The following is a 19,582-nucleotide window of genomic DNA, read 5'->3' on the forward strand; positions in this document are numbered from 1 at the left end:
CCATTTGATCCCCGCCGCATCCTTCGCAGGCAAGCGTGTTTCGCTCTTCGGGCTCGGCGGCTCGGGGATCGCCACGGCGCGCGCTCTGATCGAGGGCGGTGCGCAAGTGCTGGCCTGGGACGACAATCCCGACAGCGTCGCCAAGGCCGCCGCCACCGGCATCGCAACCGGCGACCTGCGTGGCGCCGACTGGGCCGGCTTTTCCGCTTTCGTGCTGTCGCCCGGCGTGCCGCTGACCCATCCCAAGCCGCACTGGACGGTGGAGCTCGCGCGTGGCGCAGGCGTCGAGGTGATCGGCGACATCGAGCTTTTCTGCCGGGAGAGGACACTCAGCGCTCCGGATGCTCCCTTCATCGCCATCACCGGCACCAACGGCAAGTCGACGACGACGGCGCTAACGGCGCATATCCTTCAAGCTACCGGGCGCGACACGCAGATGGGCGGCAATATCGGCCGCGCGGTGATGACGCTCGATCCGCCGAAGCCCGACCGGCATTATGTGGTCGAATGCTCGTCCTACCAGATCGACCTTGCGCCCTCGATCAATCCGACGGCCGGCATCCTGCTCAACCTTACGCCCGACCATCTCGACCGCCACGGCACCATGCAGCACTATGCTTCGATCAAGGAGCGGCTGGTGGCGGGCAGCGAGACGGCGATCATCGGCATCGACGATTCCTGGTGCGCGCAGATCGCCGAGCGGCTGGAGCGGGCGGGGCGGCAGGTCATCCGTATTTCCAAGCGGCTGCCGCTGACCGACGGCTATTTCGCCGACGGCACCAACCTGATGGAAGCGGTGCATGGCCGCTACAGCCGTGTCGCCTTCCTCGAAGGCATCGGCTCGCTGCGCGGCCAGCACAATGCGCAGAACGCGCTGGCCGCCGTCGCCGCCTGCCTCAAGGTCGGTCTCGACCTCGGCGAGATCCAGTCGGGGCTCGAAAGCTTCCCGGGCCTCGCCCACCGCATGGAGCAGGTCGGCCGCAAGGACCATGTCCTGTTCGTCAACGATTCCAAGGCGACCAACGCCGATGCGGCTGCTCCCGCACTGTCCAGCTTCAGCCGCATCTACTGGATCGCCGGCGGTCTGCCCAAGGAGGGCGGCATCGAACCGTTGCGCGGCTTCTTCCCGCGCATCGCCAAGGCCTATCTGATCGGCGAGGCCGCCCCCGCCTTTTCGGCGACGCTGGGCGAGGCCGTGCCCTACGAAATCTCGGGCACGCTGGCGGCCGCGGTCGAGCATGCCGCGCATGACGCGGCCAAGGACGACAGCGGCGAGGCGGTGGTGCTGTTGTCGCCGGCCTGCGCCAGTTTCGACCAATTCAAGAATTTCGAGGTCCGCGGCGAAGCCTTCAGGCAAGCTGCGAGCGCTATAGATGGTGTCAAACCCATCGGAGGGGCACGATAATGCAGAGCCGTCTCGACAAAAGTCCGGTCGCAACCTGGTGGTGGACCATCGATCGCTGGTTCCTGGCGGCGTTCCTGTCGCTGATGGGGCTCGGCATCGTGTTGTCCTTCGCGGCAAGTCCCGCGGTCGCCGAACGCATCGGCCTCGACAGTTTCCATTTCGCCACCCGACAGATCATCTTCACCGTGCCCGCGCTCGGCGTGATGTTGGCGGTCTCCTTCCTCGATTCCAGAGAGATCCGGCGCATGTCGCTGATCATGCTGTGCCTCATGCTGGTGCTGATGGTGGCGGTGCTCTATGTCGGCGTCGAGGTGAAGGGCGCACGGCGCTGGGTCTCGCTCGCCGGCCTGTCGATCCAGCCGTCGGAATTCCTCAAGCCGGCCTTCGTCATCATGTGCGCCTGGCTGTTCGCCGAACACAAACGCCAGCCCGACATTCCCGGCAATCTGTTCGCCATGCTGCTGCTGGTGCTGGTCGTGTCGCTGCTGGTGGCGCAGCCGGACCTCGGCCAGACCATGCTGACCACCGGCACCTGGGGCATCATGTTCTTCATGGCCGGGCTGCCGTGGCTGTGGATCATCGTGCTCGGTGCGGCCGGCGTCGGCGGCGTCTTCGCCGCCTATACGGTGTTTCCGCACGTCGCGCTGCGCATCGACAAGTTCCTCACCGGCGAAGGCGACACGTTCCAGGTCGACATGGGGCGTGACGCGCTGATCAATGGCGGCTGGTTCGGCGTCGGGCCGGGCGAGGGCACCGTCAAGCGGGTCATCCCCGACAGCCATGCCGACTTCGTCTTCTCGGTCGCGGGCGAGGAGTTCGGGCTGATCATGTGCTTCTTCATCATGTCGATCTTCGCCTTCATCGTGCTGCGCGGTCTCAACACGGCGCTGAAGGAGCATGACGACTTCACCCGTTATGCGGTCGGCGGCCTGGTCACCGTGTTCGGCCTGCAGGCCGTCATCAACATGTGCGTCAACCTGCAGCTGGTGCCGGCCAAGGGCATGACGCTGCCCTTCATCTCCTATGGCGGCTCCTCGCAGATCGCCATCGCCATCTCGATGGGGATGGTGCTGGCGCTGACGCGCAAGCGGCCGGAAAAGCGCAAGCAGATGGGCTTTGCGCTGCCGCAGCGCGCCATGCCGGCGGAGTGACATGGCCAGAGGCGTTATCCTTCTCGCCGCGGGCGGAACCGGCGGACATCTGTTTCCAGCCGAAGCGCTGGCGCATGAACTCATCGAGCGCGGCTGGGCGGTGCATCTGGCGACCGACACCCGCGCCGAACGGTTTGCCGGCCATTTCCCGGCAGCGGCCATCCATCCCATCCAGTCGGCGACGTTGGGCTCGAAAAACCCCTTCGCCCTGCTTGGCGCCTTCTGGAAAATCTGGAGCGGCGTGCGTCAGGCCTCCGCCGTCATCGGCAGGATCAAGCCGGAGGCCGTCGTGGGCTTTGGCGGCTATCCGACCCTGCCGCCGCTCTATGCGGCGACGCGGCGCAAGGTGCCGACGCTGATCCACGAGCAGAACGCGGTGATGGGGCGCGCCAACCGGGCGCTGGCCGGCCGCGTCGACGCGATCGCCGGCGGCTTCCTGCCGCAAGATGAGAGTGCGGCCGGCGCCAAGACGGTGACGACCGGCAATCCGGTCAGGCCAGCGGTGCTCGAAGCAGCCAGGACACCTTACGTGGCTTCAACCGGGGATGAGCCTTTCCGCCTGCTGGTGTTCGGCGGCAGTCAGGGCGCGCAATTCTTTTCCGATGCCATGCCGGGGGCAGTCGCGCTGCTTTCCGATGCACAGCGCAGACGCCTCGTCATTACCCAACAAGCTCGCGCGGACGACGTGGCGCGGGTGAAGGCGGCCTATGCCGCGCTCGGCGTCGCCGTCGAGGTCTCGCCGTTCTTTGCCGACATGGCGGCGCGCATTGCGGCGGCGCATCTGGTGATCTCGCGCTCCGGCGCTTCCACCGTCTCGGAGATCGCCGTCATCGGCCGGCCGGCACTGCTGGTGCCCTATCCCTTTGCGCTCGACCACGACCAGGCGGCCAATGCGGCGGCGCTTGCCGCCGCCGGCGGCGGCGAAGTGCATGTGCAATCATCGCTTTCGTCCGAGCGCATCGCGGCACTGCTCGGCGCCCTGATAGACCAGCCGGAGCGGCTCGCGACGATGGCTGCCGCGGCCAAATCGGTCGGCCGGCCGGACGCGGCACGGTTGCTCGCCGATCTCACAGAGGCTATTGCGTCCCGCAAAACAGTATCGGATTTCAGGAAGGGGACGCACCCATGAAGATGCCGCAGACCATTGGCCTCGTGCATTTCATCGGCATTGGCGGCATCGGCATGAGCGGCATCGCCGAGGTGCTGCACAATCTCGGCTACAAGGTGCAAGGATCCGACCAGGCGGACAGCGCCAATGTGCAACGGCTGCGCGACAAGGGCATCGAATGCTTCGTCGGTCACAAGGCCGAGAATCTCGGTGACGCCGAGGTCATCGTCGTCTCGACGGCGATCAAGAAGTCGAATCCGGAACTGAAGGCGGCGCGGGAGAAATTGCTGCCCATTGTCCGCCGCGCCGAGATGCTGGCCGAACTGATGCGTTTCCGCCAGGCTGTCGCCATCGGCGGCACGCATGGCAAGACGACGACGACCTCGATGGTGGCGACCCTGCTCGAAGCCGGCGGGCTCGACCCGACCGTCATCAATGGCGGCATCATCAATGCCTACGGCACCAATGCGCGCATGGGCGACGGTGAGTGGATGGTGGTCGAAGCCGACGAAAGCGACGGCACCTTCCTCAAGCTGCCTGCCGACATCGCCGTCGTCACCAACATCGATCCCGAGCATCTCGATCATTATGGCAACTTCGACAATGTGCGCGAAGCGTTCCGCCAGTTCGTCGAGAACGTGCCTTTCTATGGCTTCGGCGTGATGTGCACCGATCACCCGGAAGTGCAGGCGCTGGTCGGGCGCATCGAGGACCGGCGCGTCATCACCTATGGCGAGAACGCTCAGGCCGACGTGCGCTTCACCAACCACCGCATGGCGGGAGCGACCTCGGAGTTCGACGTGATCATCCGCGACCGCAAGGGGCGCGGCCAGACGACGATAGCGGGCCTGCGCCTGCCGATGCCTGGCCGCCACAATGTGTCCAACGCGACGGCCGCGATCGCGGTCGCGCACGAACTCGGCCTGTCGGCCGAGGCAATCAAGAAGGGCCTGTCGTCCTTCGCCGGCGTCAAGCGCCGCTTCACCCATACCGGATCCTGGAACGGTGTCGACGTGTTCGACGACTACGGCCATCACCCGGTCGAAATCTCGGCGGTGCTGAAGGCGGCGCGCAGCGCCACCAATGGGCGTGTTATCGCCATTGCCCAGCCGCACCGCTTCACCCGGCTGCACGATCTGTTCAACGAGTTCTCCGCCTGTTTCAACGATGCCGACACGGTGATGGTGGCGCCGGTCTACGCCGCCGGCGAAGAGCCGATCGACGGCGTGACCTCGGACGCGCTGGTGTCGCGCATACGTGCCGGCGGCCATCGCGACGCGCGCTACATCGAGGGGCCGGCCGATATCGCGCCTGTCATCCGCGACATCGCCAAGCCCGGCGACTTCGTCGTCTTCCTGGGCGCCGGCAATATTACCCAATGGGCCTATGCGCTGCCGAAGGAGCTCGCCGCCTCATGATGAACGGCCAGGCCCTGATCGACAGACTTGGCGACCGGCTGGCCGGCCTGCGTGGCCGCATGACGCCAAATGCCGAGATGGACAAGATCACCTGGTTCCGGGCAGGCGGCCTTGCCGAGGCACTGTTCCAGCCGGCCGACGAGGAGGATCTTGCCGCGTTCCTCAAGGCGGTTCCCGAAGAGATCCCCCTGACGATTGTCGGTGTCGGCTCGAACCTTCTGGTCCGCGACGGCGGCATTCCGGGTTTCGTCGTCAGGCTTTCCGCCAAGGGCTTTGGCGAGGCCGAAGTCATTTCCCCGATCAGGATCAGGGCAGGTGCCGCCACGCCCGACAAGCGTGTGGCGGCGGTGGCGCTCGAGGCCGGCATCGGCGGCTTTCATTTCTACCACGGCATTCCAGGCGCCATCGGTGGTGCGCTCAGGATGAATGCCGGGGCCAATGGCGTCGAGACGGGCGAGCGCGTCGTCGAGGTGCGTGCGCTCGACCGCAAGGGTAATGTCCAGACGCTGAGCAACGCCGAGATGGGCTATGCCTACCGCCATTCGGCGGCACCGACCGGGCTGATCTTCACGTCGGCCGTCTTCGAAGGCTTTGCCGAGGACAAGGCAGCGATCAAGGCGGCGATGGAGGCGGTGCAGAACCATCGCGAGACCGTGCAGCCGATCCGCGAGAAGACGGGCGGCTCGACCTTCAAGAACCCGGAAGGCACCTCGGCCTGGAAGGAAATCGACAAGGCGGGTGGCCGCGGCCTGATGATCGGGGGCGCGCAGATGTCGCCGATGCACTGCAACTTCATGATCAACACCGGAACCGCGACCGGCTACGACCTCGAATATCTCGGCGAGACGGTGCGCGCGCGGGTACTCGAGCATTCGGGCATCCGGCTGCAGTGGGAGATCAAGCGCATCGGCAATTTCCGCTCCGGGCATGCAGTGCAGGAGTTCCTGGGTCAGCTTCTTTAGCGCATCTTGAAGTTCACGTGATGCGTGAACTTCAACGAGATCGAAATGCCTTGAAATCGTTGCTGCAAAGACTCAGCGAGACGGTTTTCGCATTCATTTTCTCACAAAGTGAATCCCTCGGAATCATAAGCACTTGCCAGTGAATCAACTCTCTGATTCTCTGCCCTAAAGCGTTTCCTGATTTGAGTCGTTCGACGCGTTACCCGCGTTTTCCGTCTGGGGGGCAACCTGCCGGGAGACTCGGACTCAATGTTGCGGAAATCCTTGGGTTTTTAGTCCGCCGTGAGAGGGGATGACGGGGAATGAAGAACAAGCATGTGGCCGTATTGCTGGGAGGTTTCTCGTCCGAGCGGCCCGTGTCCCTGTCTTCTGGAAAGGCCTGTGCAGATGCGCTCGAGCAGGAAGGCTATCAGGTTACCCGTGTCGATGTCGGGCGCGACGTCGGTTCGGTGCTCGCCGAGCTCAAGCCCGATGTCGCCTTCAATGCGCTGCATGGGCCTTTTGGCGAGGATGGTACCATCCAGGGCATCCTCGAATATCTCGGCATTGCCTACACCCATTCCGGCGTGCTCGCCTCGGCGCTCGCCATGAACAAGGAGCAGGCGAAGAAGATCGTCAAATCGGTCGGCGTGCCTGTCGCCGAATCAAAGGTCGCCAATCGTTTCTCCATCCAGAACAAGCATCCGATGAAGCCGCCCTATGTGGTCAAGCCGGTGAGCGAAGGGTCGAGCTTCGGTGTCGTTATCGTCTCGGAGGGGCAGTCGCATCCGCCGCAGGTCATCGGGTCGTCCGAGTGGAAATATGGCGATACCGTCATGGTCGAGCGCTACATCCATGGGCGCGAACTGACCTGCGCCGTCATGGGAGACGTGGCGCTCGGCGTCTGCGAGATCATCCCAACGGGCCATTCCTTCTACGACTATGATTCAAAATATGTCGCGGGCGGATCAAAACACGAATGCCCCGCAAAAGTTTCACCGAATATTTACCAAAAAATACAGACACTGGCGCTCAAGGCTCACCAAGCTGTCGGCTGTCGGGGCGTTTCCCGGTCGGACTTCCGTTATGACGATCGTCACTCCGAAAATGGCGAGGTTGTATGGCTCGAGGTCAATACTCAGCCGGGCATGACGCCGACGTCTCTGGTGCCTGAAATTGCCGCCCATGCCGGGCATTCGTTTGGTGAACTGTTGAGTTGGATGGTGGAGGACGCTTCGTGTCTGCGTTGAAATGGGGACAGGGCAAGGTGAGGGGCGCGGCCGGGCCGTCGCTGTTCGGCCTGCCATTGTCGTTGGACCATTTCGTTCTGCCGCGCGTGCTTCGCCGCCCGGTGCGCATCCTGACGCGCCTGGGTGATGGTGAATTTCAGGCGCCGCGCTTCTCCGCCGCGATCATGTCGTCGGTGCTGCTGGCTTCGAGCGGGGCCTATGGCGCCTACCTTGGCGGTCATGCCGACGGCATCATTCAAAGCATCACCGCCCGTACCGGCTTTGCCGTCGATCAGGTCAAGGTGGTCGGCAACCGCCAGACTTCCGAGATCGACATTCTCGACCGGCTCGAGCTCGATGGCTGGACGTCGCTGATCGGCTTCGATGCCGAGGCCGCGCGGGAGCGCATCGCTACCTTGCCGTGGATCGAGATTGCCGCGGTGCGCAAGGTCTATCCGCACACGCTGGAAGTGCGCGTCGAGGAGCGCGAAGCCTTCGCGCTCTGGCAGCAGGGCGATGATCTCTCCGTCATCGAAAAGGATGGCGCCGTCATCGCGCCGTTCTCGGGCGGCAAGCAGGTGCTCCTGCCGCTGTTGATCGGCACCGGCGCGCCGGCCAAGGCGCCTGATTTCCTGGCCAAGATCGAGCAATATCCCGACCTCGCCAGCCGCATCAAAGGCTATGTCCGCGTCGGCGAGCGGCGCTGGGACCTCAAGTTGGACAACGGCATCACCGTCAAGCTGCCCGAAGACGACGAGGACCAGGCGCTCGCCGAACTCGTCAAGATGGACCATGACAAGGGGCTGTTGTCGCGCGATATCGCCGCTGTCGACATGCGCCTGACAGACCGGCTGGTCGTGGAGCTGACGCCGCAGGCGGCGACGCAGCGCGAGGCCGCGCTCAACGAGAAGCCGAAAACCCTCAAGCGCAAGCCGGAGACGAAGATATGAGCTGGCTTGGCGGTTCTGGCGATGCCTCGTCGCGCCGGTCCGGCACCCTGACGGTGCTGGATGTCGGCTCGAACAAGGTCTGTTGCATGGTGGCCAAGCTGAAGCCGAACGATGACGGCAAGCTTCTGCGCGGCCGCTCTCACCGGATCCAGGTGATCGGCATCGGCCACCAGAAATCGCAAGGGGTGAAGTCAGGCGTCGTCGTCGATCTCGACCGCGCCGAGCATGCCATCCGCCTCTCCGTCGACGCCGCCGAGCGCATGGCCGGGCTGACGGTCGATTCGCTGATCGTCAACATGACCGCCGGACGACTGAAGAGCGAAGCCTTTTCAGCCACCATCAACCTCGGCGGCCACGAGGCCGACGAGGCCGATATCAAGCGCGTGCTCGGTGCCGGCGCCAAGCAGGCGCTGAAGGCCGAACGCGAGGTGATCCATTCGCTGCCCGTCGGCTTCTCGCTCGATGCGGAGCGCGGCGTGCGCGATCCGCGCGGCATGGTGGGCGATGCGCTTGGCGTCGACATGCATGTGCTGACCGGTGATGCGGCGCCGATGCGAAATCTGGAGCTCTCCATCAACCGTTCGCACCTGTCGGTCGAGCGCATGGTGGCGACGCCCTATGCCAGCGGGCTGGCGGCACTCGTCGACGACGAGCTCGAACTCGGAGCCGCCTGCATCGACATGGGCGGCGGCACGACGACGATCTCGGTGTTTTCGGAAGGCAAGTTCGTCCATGGCGACGCCATCGCCATCGGTGGCAATCATGTGACGCTCGACATGGCCAAGGGGCTTTCGACGTCGCTCGATGCCGCCGAGCGGCTGAAGGTGATGCACGGCTCGGCGCTGCCGGGCAGCGCCGACGACCGCGATCTGGTCTCGATCCAGCCGATCGGCGACGATGGCGACGTGCCGCTGCAGATCCCGCGTTCGGTGATGACGCGCATCGTGCGCGCCCGCATCGACGAGACGCTCGAACTCTTGCGCGACCGGCTCAACAAATCCGGCTACGGCAATGCGGTCGGCAAGCGCGTCGTGCTCACCGGCGGCGCCAGCCAACTGGCCGGCCTGCCCGAGGCGGCACGCCGCATCCTGGGGCGCAATGTGCGCATCGGCCGCCCGCTCGGCGTGGCGGGCCTGCCAGAAGCAGCGAAAGGCCCGGCTTTCTCGGCCGCGGTCGGGCTTCTGATCTATCCGCAGATGGCGAGCTTCGAGAGCCATCCGGCGAAAGGTATTTCCGGTCTCAGGATGACCGGAACGGGCGGAAAACTGCATCGCATGAGTCAGTGGTTGAGAGACAGTTTCTAATTGACGGGGACAGCCCCATAGGCGGCCGCGGCGGCGAAGCGGCGTGAAAGGCAAAGGACGGAGACAATGACCATCAATCTGCAGAAGCCGGACATCACCGAGCTTAAGCCGCGCATCACCGTGTTCGGTGTTGGCGGCGGCGGCGGCAATGCCGTGAACAACATGATCACCGCCGGACTGCGCGGTGTCGAGTTCGTCGTGGCCAACACCGACGCGCAGGCGCTGACCATGTCGAAGGCCTCGCGGCTGATCCAGCTTGGCGCGCATGTCACCGAGGGGCTCGGTGCCGGATCGCAGCCGGAAGTCGGCCGCGCGGCGGCGGAAGAGTGCATCGACGAGATCCTCGACCATCTCACCAACACCCATATGTGCTTCGTCACCGCCGGCATGGGCGGCGGCACCGGTACGGGTGCTGCTCCGGTGGTTGCCCGCGCAGCCCGCGAGAAGGGCATCCTCACCGTCGGCGTCGTCACCAAGCCGTTCCACTTCGAAGGCCAGCGCCGCATGAAGACGGCCGACTTCGGCATCGAGGAGCTGCAGAAGTGCGTCGATACGCTGATCGTCATCCCCAACCAGAACCTGTTCCGGCTGGCCAATGACAAGACCACCTTCGCCGACGCCTTCGCGATGGCCGACCAGGTGCTCTACTCCGGCGTTGCCTGCATCACCGACCTGATGGTCAAGGAAGGCCTGATCAACCTCGACTTCGCCGACGTGCGTTCGGTGATGCGCGAGATGGGCAAGGCGATGATGGGCACCGGCGAAGCTTCGGGCGAAGGCCGCGCGATGGCCGCCGCGGAAGCCGCGATCGCCAACCCGCTGCTCGACGAAACCTCGATGAAGGGCGCCAAGGGCTTGCTGATCTCGATCACCGGCGGCCGCGACCTGACCCTTTTCGAAGTCGACGAGGCGGCGACCCGCATCCGCGAAGAAGTCGACCAGGACGCCAACATCATCCTGGGCGCCACTTTCGACGAGGAACTCGAGGGCGTCATCCGCGTCTCGGTGGTCGCGACCGGCATCGACAAGTCGGCCGCTGAAATCGCCGCCGCGCCGATCTCGATCCGCACGGCGCCGCCGAAGCCGGCCGCCCGGCCGGCCGTCGCCGCGGTGGAAAGCCGCCCGGCGCCGGTCCAGCAGGCCGTGTATGAGCCGCGCGCCGCCGATCCAGTTGCCGAAGCCATCCAGTTGGCCGAAGCGAACGCCGCTGCCATGGCGCAGGCTCGTCCGGCACCGGTCGCCCATGCGGACGATTTCCGCCCGCAGAGCAAGATCTTCCAGGCGCCGCCCGCGCAACCGATGCCTCAGCCTGTTGTCCAGCAGATGATGCAGCCGGCTGCGCAGCCGCGCGAAATGCTGCGTGAGGTCCAGCAGCCGGTGGCGATGGCGCCGCAGCGCATGCCGCGCGTCGAGGATTTTCCGCCGGTCGTGAAGGCGGAGGTCGACGCCAAGAGCCGTCCCGCCGACCATGAGAACAGCGGCCCGATGGGTCTCCTGAAGCGCCTGACCAATGGCCTGACCCGCCGCGAAGAGGAGCCTGCACGGCTGCAGCCGGCGCAGCCGCGCGAGCCCAAGCTGCGCCAGGCCGCACCGGAAGTGCGCCGCCTCGCCAGCCAGGACGCCCAGCTCTACGCGCCGCGCCGCGGCCAGCTGGACGACCAGGGCCGTCTGACGCCGCAGGTGAGGGCGACTCAGGACGATGATCAGCTGGAGATTCCGGCGTTCCTGCGCCGCCAGGCCAACTGAGCGGTTAACGGATTGTAACAATTGTTAACAGGCAAGCAAGAAATTGCTTGCCTGTTAACGTTTAAAAGGCTGTATAATCAATAGGTTATCGTGTCATACAGGTTCCAGTTCGCGGTTACAAAGAGTAAGAAACCGTGATTTGGAGTCTCCCTGCCGGGACATTATCTTCGCTGCCTACCATGGTCGGTATGCGGGGATTTCGGGGGAAGTAGCCCTGCCTGCCGATTTAACAAGAGCCGCGCCCTCGGGCTGGAGAAGCGGACCTAGGCATTACGGGCTTATGGGGATTGTCTTGCACGACCACCAGACGACAGTGAAGACGCGCGCGTCGCTTACAGGCACCGGCGTTCACAGCGGCAAAGAAGTTTCCATCAGTTTCCTGCCCGCGGATGCCGATACCGGCATCGTGTTCCAGCTTCTCAATGGCGACGGGCAGGGCCGTGAGTTCCGCGCCCTGTTTTCCGAGATCGGCGCCACCGATCTTTGCACCATGCTTGGCGATCCCTCGGGCGAGCACATCGCCACGGTCGAGCATATCATGGCCGCCCTGTTCGGGCTCGGCATCGACAATGTCATCATCGAGATCGACGGCCACGAGGTCCCAATCCTCGACGGCAGTGCCATGGCGTTCGTCGAAGCCATCGACCAGGCCGGCATCGAGGTGTTGGCCGTCAAGCGCCGCTATATCAGGGTGGTCAAGCCGGTCCGCATCGAGAACGGCGCCTCCTGGGCCGAGTTCAGGCCCTATGACGGCACCCGCTTCGAGGTCGAGATCGATTTCGAAAGCCCGGCGATCGGCCGCCAGCTGTTCGCATCGGACATCAATGCCGATATTTTCCGCCGCGACATCGCCCGCGCCCGCACCTTCGGCTTCATGAAGGACGTCGAACGGCTGTGGGCCGCCGGCTATGCGCTGGGATCCTCGCTCGAGAACTCGCTGGTGATCGGTGACGACAACCGCGTCATCAATATGGGTGGCCTGCGCTACCCCAACGAATTCGTGCGCCACAAGACGCTCGACGCCATGGGCGACCTGGCGCTGGCCGGCGCGCGCTTCATCGGCTGTTTCCGCTCCTATCGCGGCGGCCACCGGCTGAACGCCGCCGCGCTGCGGCGCCTGCTGTCGGACCGCACGGCCTTCGAGATCGTCGAGACGACACGCCGCGAGCGTGGCCGGGCCGCCGAGATGAACGCCGTCAACGCGCCGCTCTATGCGCCATGGATGATCTGATTTTCTTAATCTTTTTCGCATTGCATGGCGGTATGGGTGTTGCATGAATGCATCATCCATCAGCGAAATTGCATAGATTTTCGCGCTGCGGTCCGTCGCCACAAAAATGTGCGATTGGCTGGACATAGCGTTGCCGGGCAAGGCGGTTATGGTTTATGGCTGCTGCCGTCGATTAATGCATGTCGCCTAGAAGTGGGGACCATTTTTGGGACAACAGCATGCAAGAGGCACTAAAATAACGCCGAAAGGGCGCAATCCAATCATGTTCTTCAAGCGAGTCGGTCAATCGAAAGCGCCGCAGCGGTCTGTCTTCCTGGCGCTTTCGGTGGTTGTTCCATCGCTCTTTCTGTCGGCCTGCATGTCGTCGGAGAAAGATATCGACCTTTCGACCTATGTCGACCAGACCGAGCCGGCCGACGTTCTCTACAATCAGGGCCTCGCAAACATGAATGCGGGACGCCTGGACGAGGCGAGCAAGAAGTTCGACGCCGTCGACCGCCAGCATCCCTATTCGGAATGGGCCCGCAAATCGATGGTGATGGGCGCGTTTGCCGACTATCGGAAGGGCAGCTACGAGGACGCGATCCAGTCGGCAAAGCGGTACCTGGCCCTCTATCCGTCCACGGATGACGCACCCTATGCCCAGTACATCATCGGTCTCAGCTACTATCGCCAGATCAAGGACGTGACGCAGGACCAGAAGGAAGCACGCCAGACCGTGCAGACGATGCAAGACCTGGTGACGCGCTGGCCGACGTCGGAATATGTCGACGACGCCAAGGAAAAGATCCGCTTCGCCAACGACCAGCTCGCCGGCAAGGAAATGCAGATCGGCCGTTATTATCTGGAGCGCCGCGAGTACATCGCCGCCGTCAAGCGCTTCCGCACCGTGGTCGAAAACTATTCCAACACCCGCCATGTCGAGGAAGCGCTCGCCCGCCTCACCGAAAGCTATTACGCGTTGGGCTTGACCTCGGAGGCCCAGACGGCGGCCGCGGTCCTCGGCACCAACTATCCCGACAGCTCGTGGTACAAGGATTCCTATAAGCTGCTGCAGAGCAACGGTCTGGCGCCACGCGAAAATGCCGGATCGTGGATATCCAAGGCCGGGAAGCTGATCACCGGCGCCTGACCGCGGAGCTCCGAGCGAAGCGCGCAGTGTGCTTTTTCGGATTGATCCGAAGCTCAAACAAAAAGATAGTGCGGCGCTGCGACTCCAACTGTCGGGTGCCGCCTTAATTTTTTTGTTTTCGTGCCTGTCGTTATCCCGAAACCGGGTCCACTTCTGGGCGGCATGCAATAGGTCCGGTTTCTCATGCTTTCCAGACTGTCGATCCGAGATATCGTCCTGATCGAAAAGCTGGACATCGACTTCCAGCCGGGTCTCTCCGTGCTGACCGGCGAAACCGGCGCCGGCAAATCCATCCTGCTCGATGCCCTGTCGCTGGCGCTCGGCGCGCGCGGCGATGCCTCGCTGGTGCGCCATGGCGCGTCGCAGGGCCAGGTCATTGCCGTGTTCGATGTTCCGCGCAACCATCCGGTGCGCGCGCTGCTTGCCGAAAACGCCATCGAGGATGACGGCGACGTCATCCTGCGCCGCGTGCAGACGGCGGACGGCCGTACCCGTGTGTTCGTCAACGACCAGCCGTCCAGCGTGACGCTGATGCGCGATGTCGGCCGCGCACTGGTCGAGATCCATGGCCAGCATGACGAACGCGCTTTGGTCGATCCGGGCGCGCACCGCGATGTGCTCGATGCTTTCGGCGGCCATCTCGGCGCCGTCCGCGCGACAGGCGAGGCATGGCGGCACTGGCGCGCCTGCGAGCAGGAGTTGACGCGCCATCGCGCCAAGGTGGCGGCCGCCGCCCGGGAGGCCGACTATCTGCGCGCCGCGGTCGCCGAACTGACCAAGCTCGATCCGCAGCCCGGTGAGGAAACCGAACTTGCCGAGCTGCGCGCCCATATGATGCGCGCCGAAAAGATCGCCTCCGAAATCCACGACGCGCAGGATGTGCTTTCGGGCCCGTCCTCGCCCTTGCCGCAACTGGCCAGCCTGCTGAGGCGGCTGCAGCGCAAGGCGACGGAGGCGCCCGGGCTGCTCGAGGACGTGGTCAAGTCGCTGGATGAAGCGATGTTGTCGCTCGACGCGGCGCAATCGGGCGTCGAGGCGGCGCTTCGCGCCACCGAATATGACCCGCAACGGTTGGAGAAGGCCGAGGAGCGGCTGTTTTCGCTGCGCGCGGCCTCGCGCAAGCACAGCGTCGCCGTCGACGATCTGGCGCAATTGCGCGACACGATGGTTGCCGATCTAGCCGACCTCGATGCCGGCGAGGAGCGCCTGCACGGACTGGAAAAGCAGGCCGCCGCCGCGCGCGAAACCTACGACATCGCCGCCGCACAGCTGTCCTCGCTTCGCCATGCCGCGGCGGTCGGCCTGACCAAGGCGGTGATGGCCGAATTGCCGGCGCTGAAGCTCGAACGCGCGGCCTTCATCGTCGAGATGAAGAGCGAGGCCGAGAGCCGCATGGAGGAGGGCATCGACCAGATCGAGTTCTGGGTGCGCACCAATCCCGGCACGCGGCCCGGCCCGATGATGAAAGTCGCGTCGGGTGGCGAGCTGTCACGCTTCCTGCTGGCGCTGAAAGTGGCGCTTGCCGATCGCGGTTCGGCGCCGACACTGGTTTTCGACGAAATCGACACCGGCGTGGGCGGCGCGGTGGCCGACGCCATCGGCCAGCGGCTGGCGCGGCTGTCGAAGCGTGTCCAGGTGCTTTCCGTCACCCATGCTCCGCAAGTGGCGGCGCGCGCGGCAACACATTTCCTGATCTCCAAATCGGGCAGCACCGACCGTGTCGCGACCGGAATTGCCGAGATGGACAGGACGGCGCGGCAGGAGGAGATCGCCCGCATGCTGGCCGGCGCCACTATCACCGACGAGGCGCGCGCCGCCGCCGAGCGGCTGCTGCGCGAGAATACAAACGCGGCATGAGACTATCGGGCGTCATGGGGCGAGTCAGGATATGGCTCCATCCTGCTGTTCAGGAATGATCTTTTCCGAAAACCGGTTCCCACCTTTCACGATCATGCTCTATTGTGGCGCGCCACCGTTCAGGGACAAAAGCATGGCCGAAAAACCCGTCGATTCGCTCAGCGAAAGCGAGGCTGAAGCCGAACTCCAGCGCCTTGCCGAAGAGATCGCCGGTCACGACCGGCGCTACCATGCCGAGGACGCGCCTACGATCACGGACGCGGAGTATGACGCGTTGCGACGGCGCAATCTTGCCATCGAGGAGCGCTTTCCCGGGTTGGTGCGTGAGGATTCGCCCTCGCTCAGGGTTGGTGCCGCACCGGCGGAAGGCTTCACCAAGGTTCGCCACGCCGTGCCGATGCTCAGCCTCGCCAAGGCCTATACCGACGAAGATGTCACCGATTTCATCGACCGTGGCCGGCGCTTCTTCGACCGCGACAAGGACCTCGACATCGCTTTCACCGCCGAGCCGAAGATCGACGGGCTGTCGGCTTCGCTGCGTTACGAAAAGGGCGTCTTCGTGCAAGGTGCGACGCGCGGCGATGGTGCGGTCGGCGAGGACATCACCGCCAATTTGAGGACCATCGCCGACATTCCCGCGAAGCTCAAAGGATCAGGCTGGCCTGAAATCATCGAGATCCGTGGCGAAGTCTATATGACCTATGCCGAATTCGAGGCGCTCAAGGCGCGCTCGGCGGCTGTCGGCGGCCAGGATTACGTCAATCCGCGCAATACGGCGGCCGGATCGCTGCGCCAGAAGGATCCCTCCGTCACCGCCAGCCGCAACCTCAAATTTTTCGCCTATGCGTGGGGCTATACTACGGCCGATCCGGCGCCGACCCAGTACGAATCGGTGCAGAAATTCGCCGATTGGGGTTTCAAGATCAGCCCTCTGATGGTGCGGGCCAAATCGGTCGAGGAACTGGTCGCGCACTACCACCGGATCGAGGAGCAGCGCTCGTCGCTCGGCTATGACATAGACGGCGTCGTCTACAAGGTCGACCAGCTGGAGCTGCAGCGCCGCTGGGGTTTCGTCACCGGTGAGCCGCGCTGGGCCGTCGCGCACAAATTCCCGGCCGAACAGGCGATGACGACCGTGCAGAAGATCGACATCCAGGTCGGCCGAACCGGCACGCTGGCGCCGGTCGCGCGGCTTGCGCCGGTGACCGTCGGCGGCGTCGTGGTGGAAAACGTCACGCTGCACAATGAGGATTATATCAAGGGCCTAGACAGCACCGGCCAGCCGATCCGCGACGGCATCGACGTGCGCATCGGCGACACCGTCGTGATCCAGCGGGCAGGGGATGTCATTCCACAGATCGTCAGTGTCGTCATCGACAAGCGTCCGCCCGATGCCGTGCCATACGAATTCCCGCACACCTGCCCGATCTGCGGCTCGCCGGCGACGCGCGAGATCAACGAGAAGACCGGCAAGGAGGATTCGCGCCGCCGCTGCACCGGCGAACTGATCTGCCCGGCGCAGGCCGTGGAAGGGCTGCGCCATTTCGTGTCGCGCGGCGCCCTGGATATTGAAGGCCTGGGCGCGGAGAATATCGACACGTTCTTCAATGCCGGGTTGATCAAGACAGCCGCCGACATCTTCACGCTGAGGGAGCGCCGCCCCGCCGTGACCAAGGCGCTGGCCGAGCGGCGCGAGGAGCAGGCAAGGCAGCGCGAGGCGGCGTCCGGCAAGACGCGCAAGAATGTGCGCAGCGTCGAGGACCGCAACTATGAAGGCCTGGACAAGCTGTTTGCGGCAATCGATTCGCGCCGCGAGCCGGAGCTCGACCGCTTCATTTTCGCGCTCGGCATCCGCCATATCGGCGAAACCACGGCCGCAGTACTTGCGCGAACCTTCTCGACCATCGAGGAGCTTATCCGAGTCGGCAAGGAGACTGCGGCGGCGGAGAATCCGCATGCGGTCTTCCCATCGATCAACGGCATTGGCGATACGGTGATCGATGCGCTTCGCGATTTCTTCGGCAACGAGCGCAATGACGACGTGCTCGAGAAGCTGCTGCAGCAGGTCAAGCCGAAGCCATATATCGTCACCGTCTCGGCCGACAGCGAAGTCGCCGGCAAGACGATCGTCTTTACCGGTTCGCTGGAAAAGATGACCCGCTCGGAAGCCAAGGCGATGGCCGAGCGTCTCGGCGCCAAGGTGGCCGGCTCGGTTTCGGCCAAGACCGATTTGCTGGTGGCCGGTCCTGGCGCCGGTTCCAAGCTCAAGCTTGCCAGCGAACTCGGCGTCGAAGTCATCGATGAGGACACCTGGCTGCAGCGGGTCGGCAAATCGTGACGGACGGGGCATTCAAAGGGTTCGGCCCAAAGGCCATTCCGTTCCTGAAGGCATTGGATTTCCACCAGAGTCGCGAGTGGTTCCTGGAAAACCGCGACCTGTTCGAAAAGGAATTGCGCGACCCACTGGGGGATCTCGTCGAGACGCTTACTCTGCGTTTTGCGCAGGCTGGCCTCGGCCTGCGTGGCGATCGCAAGAAGTCGCTGTTCCGCATCAACCGCGACGTGCGCTTCGCCAAGGACAAACGACCCTATAACCGGCATCTGTCAGCTATCCTGTCGCCGGACGGCACCAAGATGGAGCAGGGTGTGTTCTTCGTCCATATCGGGCTCGAGCGCTGCTTTGCCGGCGTCGCCTGGTGGCAGCCGGCGCCGGAACTGCTGACGGCCATGCGCAAGGCCATCTCAAGCCATCCCGATACGTTTCGCGCCGTGGTGGCGGCGCTGGGGAAAAATGGCCTCGAACTCGATGCCGAAGGCGGCATGAAACGCACGCCGCGCGGCTTCGAACACGTCGCCGACAAAGATCTTGTCGCCGCCATCCGCAACCGGCACTTCGCCGTTCGCCACGCAATCGATCCGGCTGGTATCCACGGGCCGGGACTGGTCGAGGAACTCGTCGATTTCACCATGCGCGCCAAGCCACTGCTCGACTGGGGCAGGGCGATCGAGGGCACGGCGCCGGGAAGCTAATGCATGTCGCCCGGAAATGTCCTCGGTTCCGGGACAACGACATGCATAAAATCAGAAGCTTACAGGAGGTCGGCGAATCCTATTCGCCGCGACATACTGTAGCCCAGCGCTTTGATTGCGGCGCTACATCCGCATCAAAAGACCGCCGTCGACGGCCAGTTCAATTCCAGTGACGTAACTTGCCGCGTCGGAGAGCAGGAAAAGTGCTGCGTTGGCCATGTCTTGCGGCGTGCCGATGCGGCCGAGCGGCGTGTAGCTGGCGACGGCGGCGCGCTTCTCCTCGGTGTCCCAGCGCGCCTGCAATGGCGTCAGCGCCATGCCCGGGCAGATGGCGTTCGACCGGATGCGATCGCCGGCCAGTTGCATGGCGAGCGACTTGGAGAGCGCGCAGACGCCGGCCTTCGAGGCCTGGTAGGCATCCTGCGGGGTCGGATCGCCGCGATACCACTGGATGGTCGAGAAATGCACCATGGCGCCGCCGCGGCCGCCCGCGCGCATATGTGGCACGACCGCCCGCGCCGTGTGCACGAAGGATTTCAGGTTGATGTTGAAGACCTGATCCCAGACGTCGAGGTCCATCTCCAGGGCCGACTTGTCGCGGCCGAACCAGAGCACCCCTGCGACATTGGCAAGATAGTCGATGCCGCCGCGCTCACGGCCCGCAGCATTGATGGTCTGTTCGACAAAGGCGGCATCGGTGAGATCGCCCTGCGCGAAAATGAGCCTGTCGTCATAGGCGGCGAGCGATGCCGGGCGTGGCTTGATGTCGATGGCGGTGACGGAAGCGCCGGCATCGAGCAGCGCCAGGGTAATCGCCTCGCCCATGCCGCCGCCAGCCCCGGTGACGACCGCATGCCTGCCGGTGAAATTATAAACGATCATCCGCAACCCCTTTTTTCGCCAATCTGCAATCACCGGACAATAGCGTGCCTTTACGCGGAACTGCAGAGCCATTGTGATCTCGCGTCGATATGACGGAGCGCGGGCCAAATTCCGGCGTGAAAGGCTTGCCGATGATTTCCGCTGATCGTTTGGCTCAAGCGAATTCGTGTGACAAGGCTGGGCATGCCCCCTACATAC

15 protein-coding genes are annotated in these 19,582 nt (G+C 64.2%); 14 read left to right on the forward strand and 1 reads right to left on the reverse strand.

Translation table 11 applies throughout. The features are described from left to right. The first annotated feature begins 4 nt into the window (after positions 1-4). The 14 genes from murD to EN845_RS15075 all read left to right on the forward strand — a co-directional run bounded on the left by murD (position 5) and on the right by EN845_RS15075 (position 18,502). Positions 5-1,405, forward strand: a complete 1,401-nt coding sequence (murD, locus tag EN845_RS15010; protein WP_127275792.1) for a UDP-N-acetylmuramoyl-L-alanine--D-glutamate ligase — start codon at positions 5-7, stop codon at positions 1,403-1,405. After that, positions 1,405-2,556, forward strand: a complete 1,152-nt coding sequence (gene ftsW / locus EN845_RS15015; protein WP_127275791.1) for a putative lipid II flippase FtsW — start codon at positions 1,405-1,407, stop codon at positions 2,554-2,556. Before murD ends, ftsW begins: the two co-directional genes overlap by 1 nt. 1 nt (position 2,557) lies before the next feature. Next, complete coding sequence (gene murG / locus EN845_RS15020; protein ID WP_127871690.1) at positions 2,558-3,685, forward strand: undecaprenyldiphospho-muramoylpentapeptide beta-N-acetylglucosaminyltransferase; 1,128 nt, start codon at positions 2,558-2,560, stop codon at positions 3,683-3,685. Continuing rightward, positions 3,682-5,082, forward strand: coding sequence for a UDP-N-acetylmuramate--L-alanine ligase (gene murC / locus EN845_RS15025; RefSeq protein WP_127871689.1), 1,401 nt, complete (start codon positions 3,682-3,684; stop codon positions 5,080-5,082). The genes murG and murC overlap by 4 nt, the downstream gene beginning before the upstream one ends. Beyond that, entirely contained in the window at positions 5,079-6,044 is a 966-nt protein-coding gene (gene murB / locus EN845_RS15030) for a UDP-N-acetylmuramate dehydrogenase (RefSeq protein WP_127871688.1), read from the forward strand. Before murC ends, murB begins: the two co-directional genes overlap by 4 nt. Before the next feature lie 302 nt (positions 6,045-6,346). Then, positions 6,347-7,273, forward strand: coding sequence for a D-alanine--D-alanine ligase (locus EN845_RS15035; protein ID WP_127280468.1), 927 nt, complete (start codon positions 6,347-6,349; stop codon positions 7,271-7,273). After that, positions 7,261-8,202 (forward strand): cell division protein FtsQ/DivIB, encoded by a 942-nt coding sequence (locus EN845_RS15040; protein WP_127280469.1) that lies wholly within the window; start codon positions 7,261-7,263, stop codon positions 8,200-8,202. The genes EN845_RS15035 and EN845_RS15040 overlap by 13 nt, the downstream gene beginning before the upstream one ends. After that, a complete protein-coding gene (gene ftsA / locus EN845_RS15045) occupies positions 8,199-9,506 on the forward strand; it encodes a cell division protein FtsA (protein WP_010910249.1) in 1,308 nt (435 codons plus the stop codon). Before EN845_RS15040 ends, ftsA begins: the two co-directional genes overlap by 4 nt. Positions 9,507-9,572: 66 nt before the next feature. Next, the gene (ftsZ, locus tag EN845_RS15050; protein WP_127871687.1) at positions 9,573-11,252 is read left to right on the forward strand and encodes a cell division protein FtsZ; all 1,680 of its coding nucleotides are present in this window, start codon (positions 9,573-9,575) and stop codon (positions 11,250-11,252) included. Positions 11,253-11,532: 280 nt separating this feature from the next. Beyond that, the gene (lpxC, locus tag EN845_RS15055; RefSeq protein WP_127279709.1) at positions 11,533-12,483 is read left to right on the forward strand and encodes a UDP-3-O-acyl-N-acetylglucosamine deacetylase; all 951 of its coding nucleotides are present in this window, start codon (positions 11,533-11,535) and stop codon (positions 12,481-12,483) included. 262 nt (positions 12,484-12,745) lie between these two features. Further along, complete coding sequence (locus EN845_RS15060; RefSeq protein WP_127279708.1) at positions 12,746-13,615, forward strand: outer membrane protein assembly factor BamD; 870 nt, start codon at positions 12,746-12,748, stop codon at positions 13,613-13,615. Between the two features lie 183 nt (positions 13,616-13,798). Next, positions 13,799-15,472, forward strand: a complete 1,674-nt coding sequence (gene recN, locus EN845_RS15065; protein WP_127871686.1) for a DNA repair protein RecN — start codon at positions 13,799-13,801, stop codon at positions 15,470-15,472. Positions 15,473-15,605: 133 nt separating this feature from the next. Beyond that, a complete protein-coding gene (gene ligA / locus EN845_RS15070) occupies positions 15,606-17,810 on the forward strand; it encodes an NAD-dependent DNA ligase LigA (RefSeq protein WP_127871685.1) in 2,205 nt (734 codons plus the stop codon). Beyond that, positions 17,807-18,502, forward strand: a complete 696-nt coding sequence (locus tag EN845_RS15075; protein ID WP_127871684.1) for a TIGR02453 family protein — start codon at positions 17,807-17,809, stop codon at positions 18,500-18,502. The genes ligA and EN845_RS15075 overlap by 4 nt, the downstream gene beginning before the upstream one ends. 123 nt (positions 18,503-18,625) lie before the next feature. Here the strand turns inward: EN845_RS15075 and EN845_RS15080 are convergent, their stop codons facing one another. After that, the gene (locus EN845_RS15080) at positions 18,626-19,384 is read right to left on the reverse strand and encodes an SDR family oxidoreductase (protein ID WP_127279894.1); all 759 of its coding nucleotides are present in this window, start codon (positions 19,382-19,384) and stop codon (positions 18,626-18,628) included. Positions 19,385-19,582 lie beyond the last annotated feature (198 nt).

The organism is Mesorhizobium sp. M8A.F.Ca.ET.202.01.1.1, assembly GCF_004791595.1.
In the GTDB taxonomy this organism is placed as follows: domain Bacteria; phylum Pseudomonadota; class Alphaproteobacteria; order Rhizobiales; family Rhizobiaceae; genus Mesorhizobium.

Bases quoted from the DNA above. Each gene is read 5' to 3' on its own strand.
- ftsW (WP_127275791.1), top strand. From the start codon at position 1,405: ATGCAGAGCCGTCTCGACAAAAGTCCGGTCGCAACCTGGTGGTGGACC.
- murG (WP_127871690.1), top strand. From the start codon at position 2,558: ATGGCCAGAGGCGTTATCCTTCTCGCCGCGGGCGGAACCGGCGGACAT.
- murC (WP_127871689.1), top strand. From the start codon at position 3,682: ATGAAGATGCCGCAGACCATTGGCCTCGTGCATTTCATCGGCATTGGC.
- murB (WP_127871688.1), top strand. From the start codon at position 5,079: ATGATGAACGGCCAGGCCCTGATCGACAGACTTGGCGACCGGCTGGCC.
- EN845_RS15035 (WP_127280468.1), top strand. From the start codon at position 6,347: ATGAAGAACAAGCATGTGGCCGTATTGCTGGGAGGTTTCTCGTCCGAG.
- ftsA (WP_010910249.1), top strand. From the start codon at position 8,199: ATGAGCTGGCTTGGCGGTTCTGGCGATGCCTCGTCGCGCCGGTCCGGC.
- ftsZ (WP_127871687.1), top strand. From the start codon at position 9,573: ATGACCATCAATCTGCAGAAGCCGGACATCACCGAGCTTAAGCCGCGC.
- lpxC (WP_127279709.1), top strand. From the start codon at position 11,533: ATGGGGATTGTCTTGCACGACCACCAGACGACAGTGAAGACGCGCGCG.
- EN845_RS15060 (WP_127279708.1), top strand. From the start codon at position 12,746: ATGTTCTTCAAGCGAGTCGGTCAATCGAAAGCGCCGCAGCGGTCTGTC.
- recN (WP_127871686.1), top strand. From the start codon at position 13,799: ATGCTTTCCAGACTGTCGATCCGAGATATCGTCCTGATCGAAAAGCTG.
- ligA (WP_127871685.1), top strand. From the start codon at position 15,606: ATGGCCGAAAAACCCGTCGATTCGCTCAGCGAAAGCGAGGCTGAAGCC.
- EN845_RS15080 (WP_127279894.1), bottom strand. From the start codon at position 19,384: ATGATCGTTTATAATTTCACCGGCAGGCATGCGGTCGTCACCGGGGCT.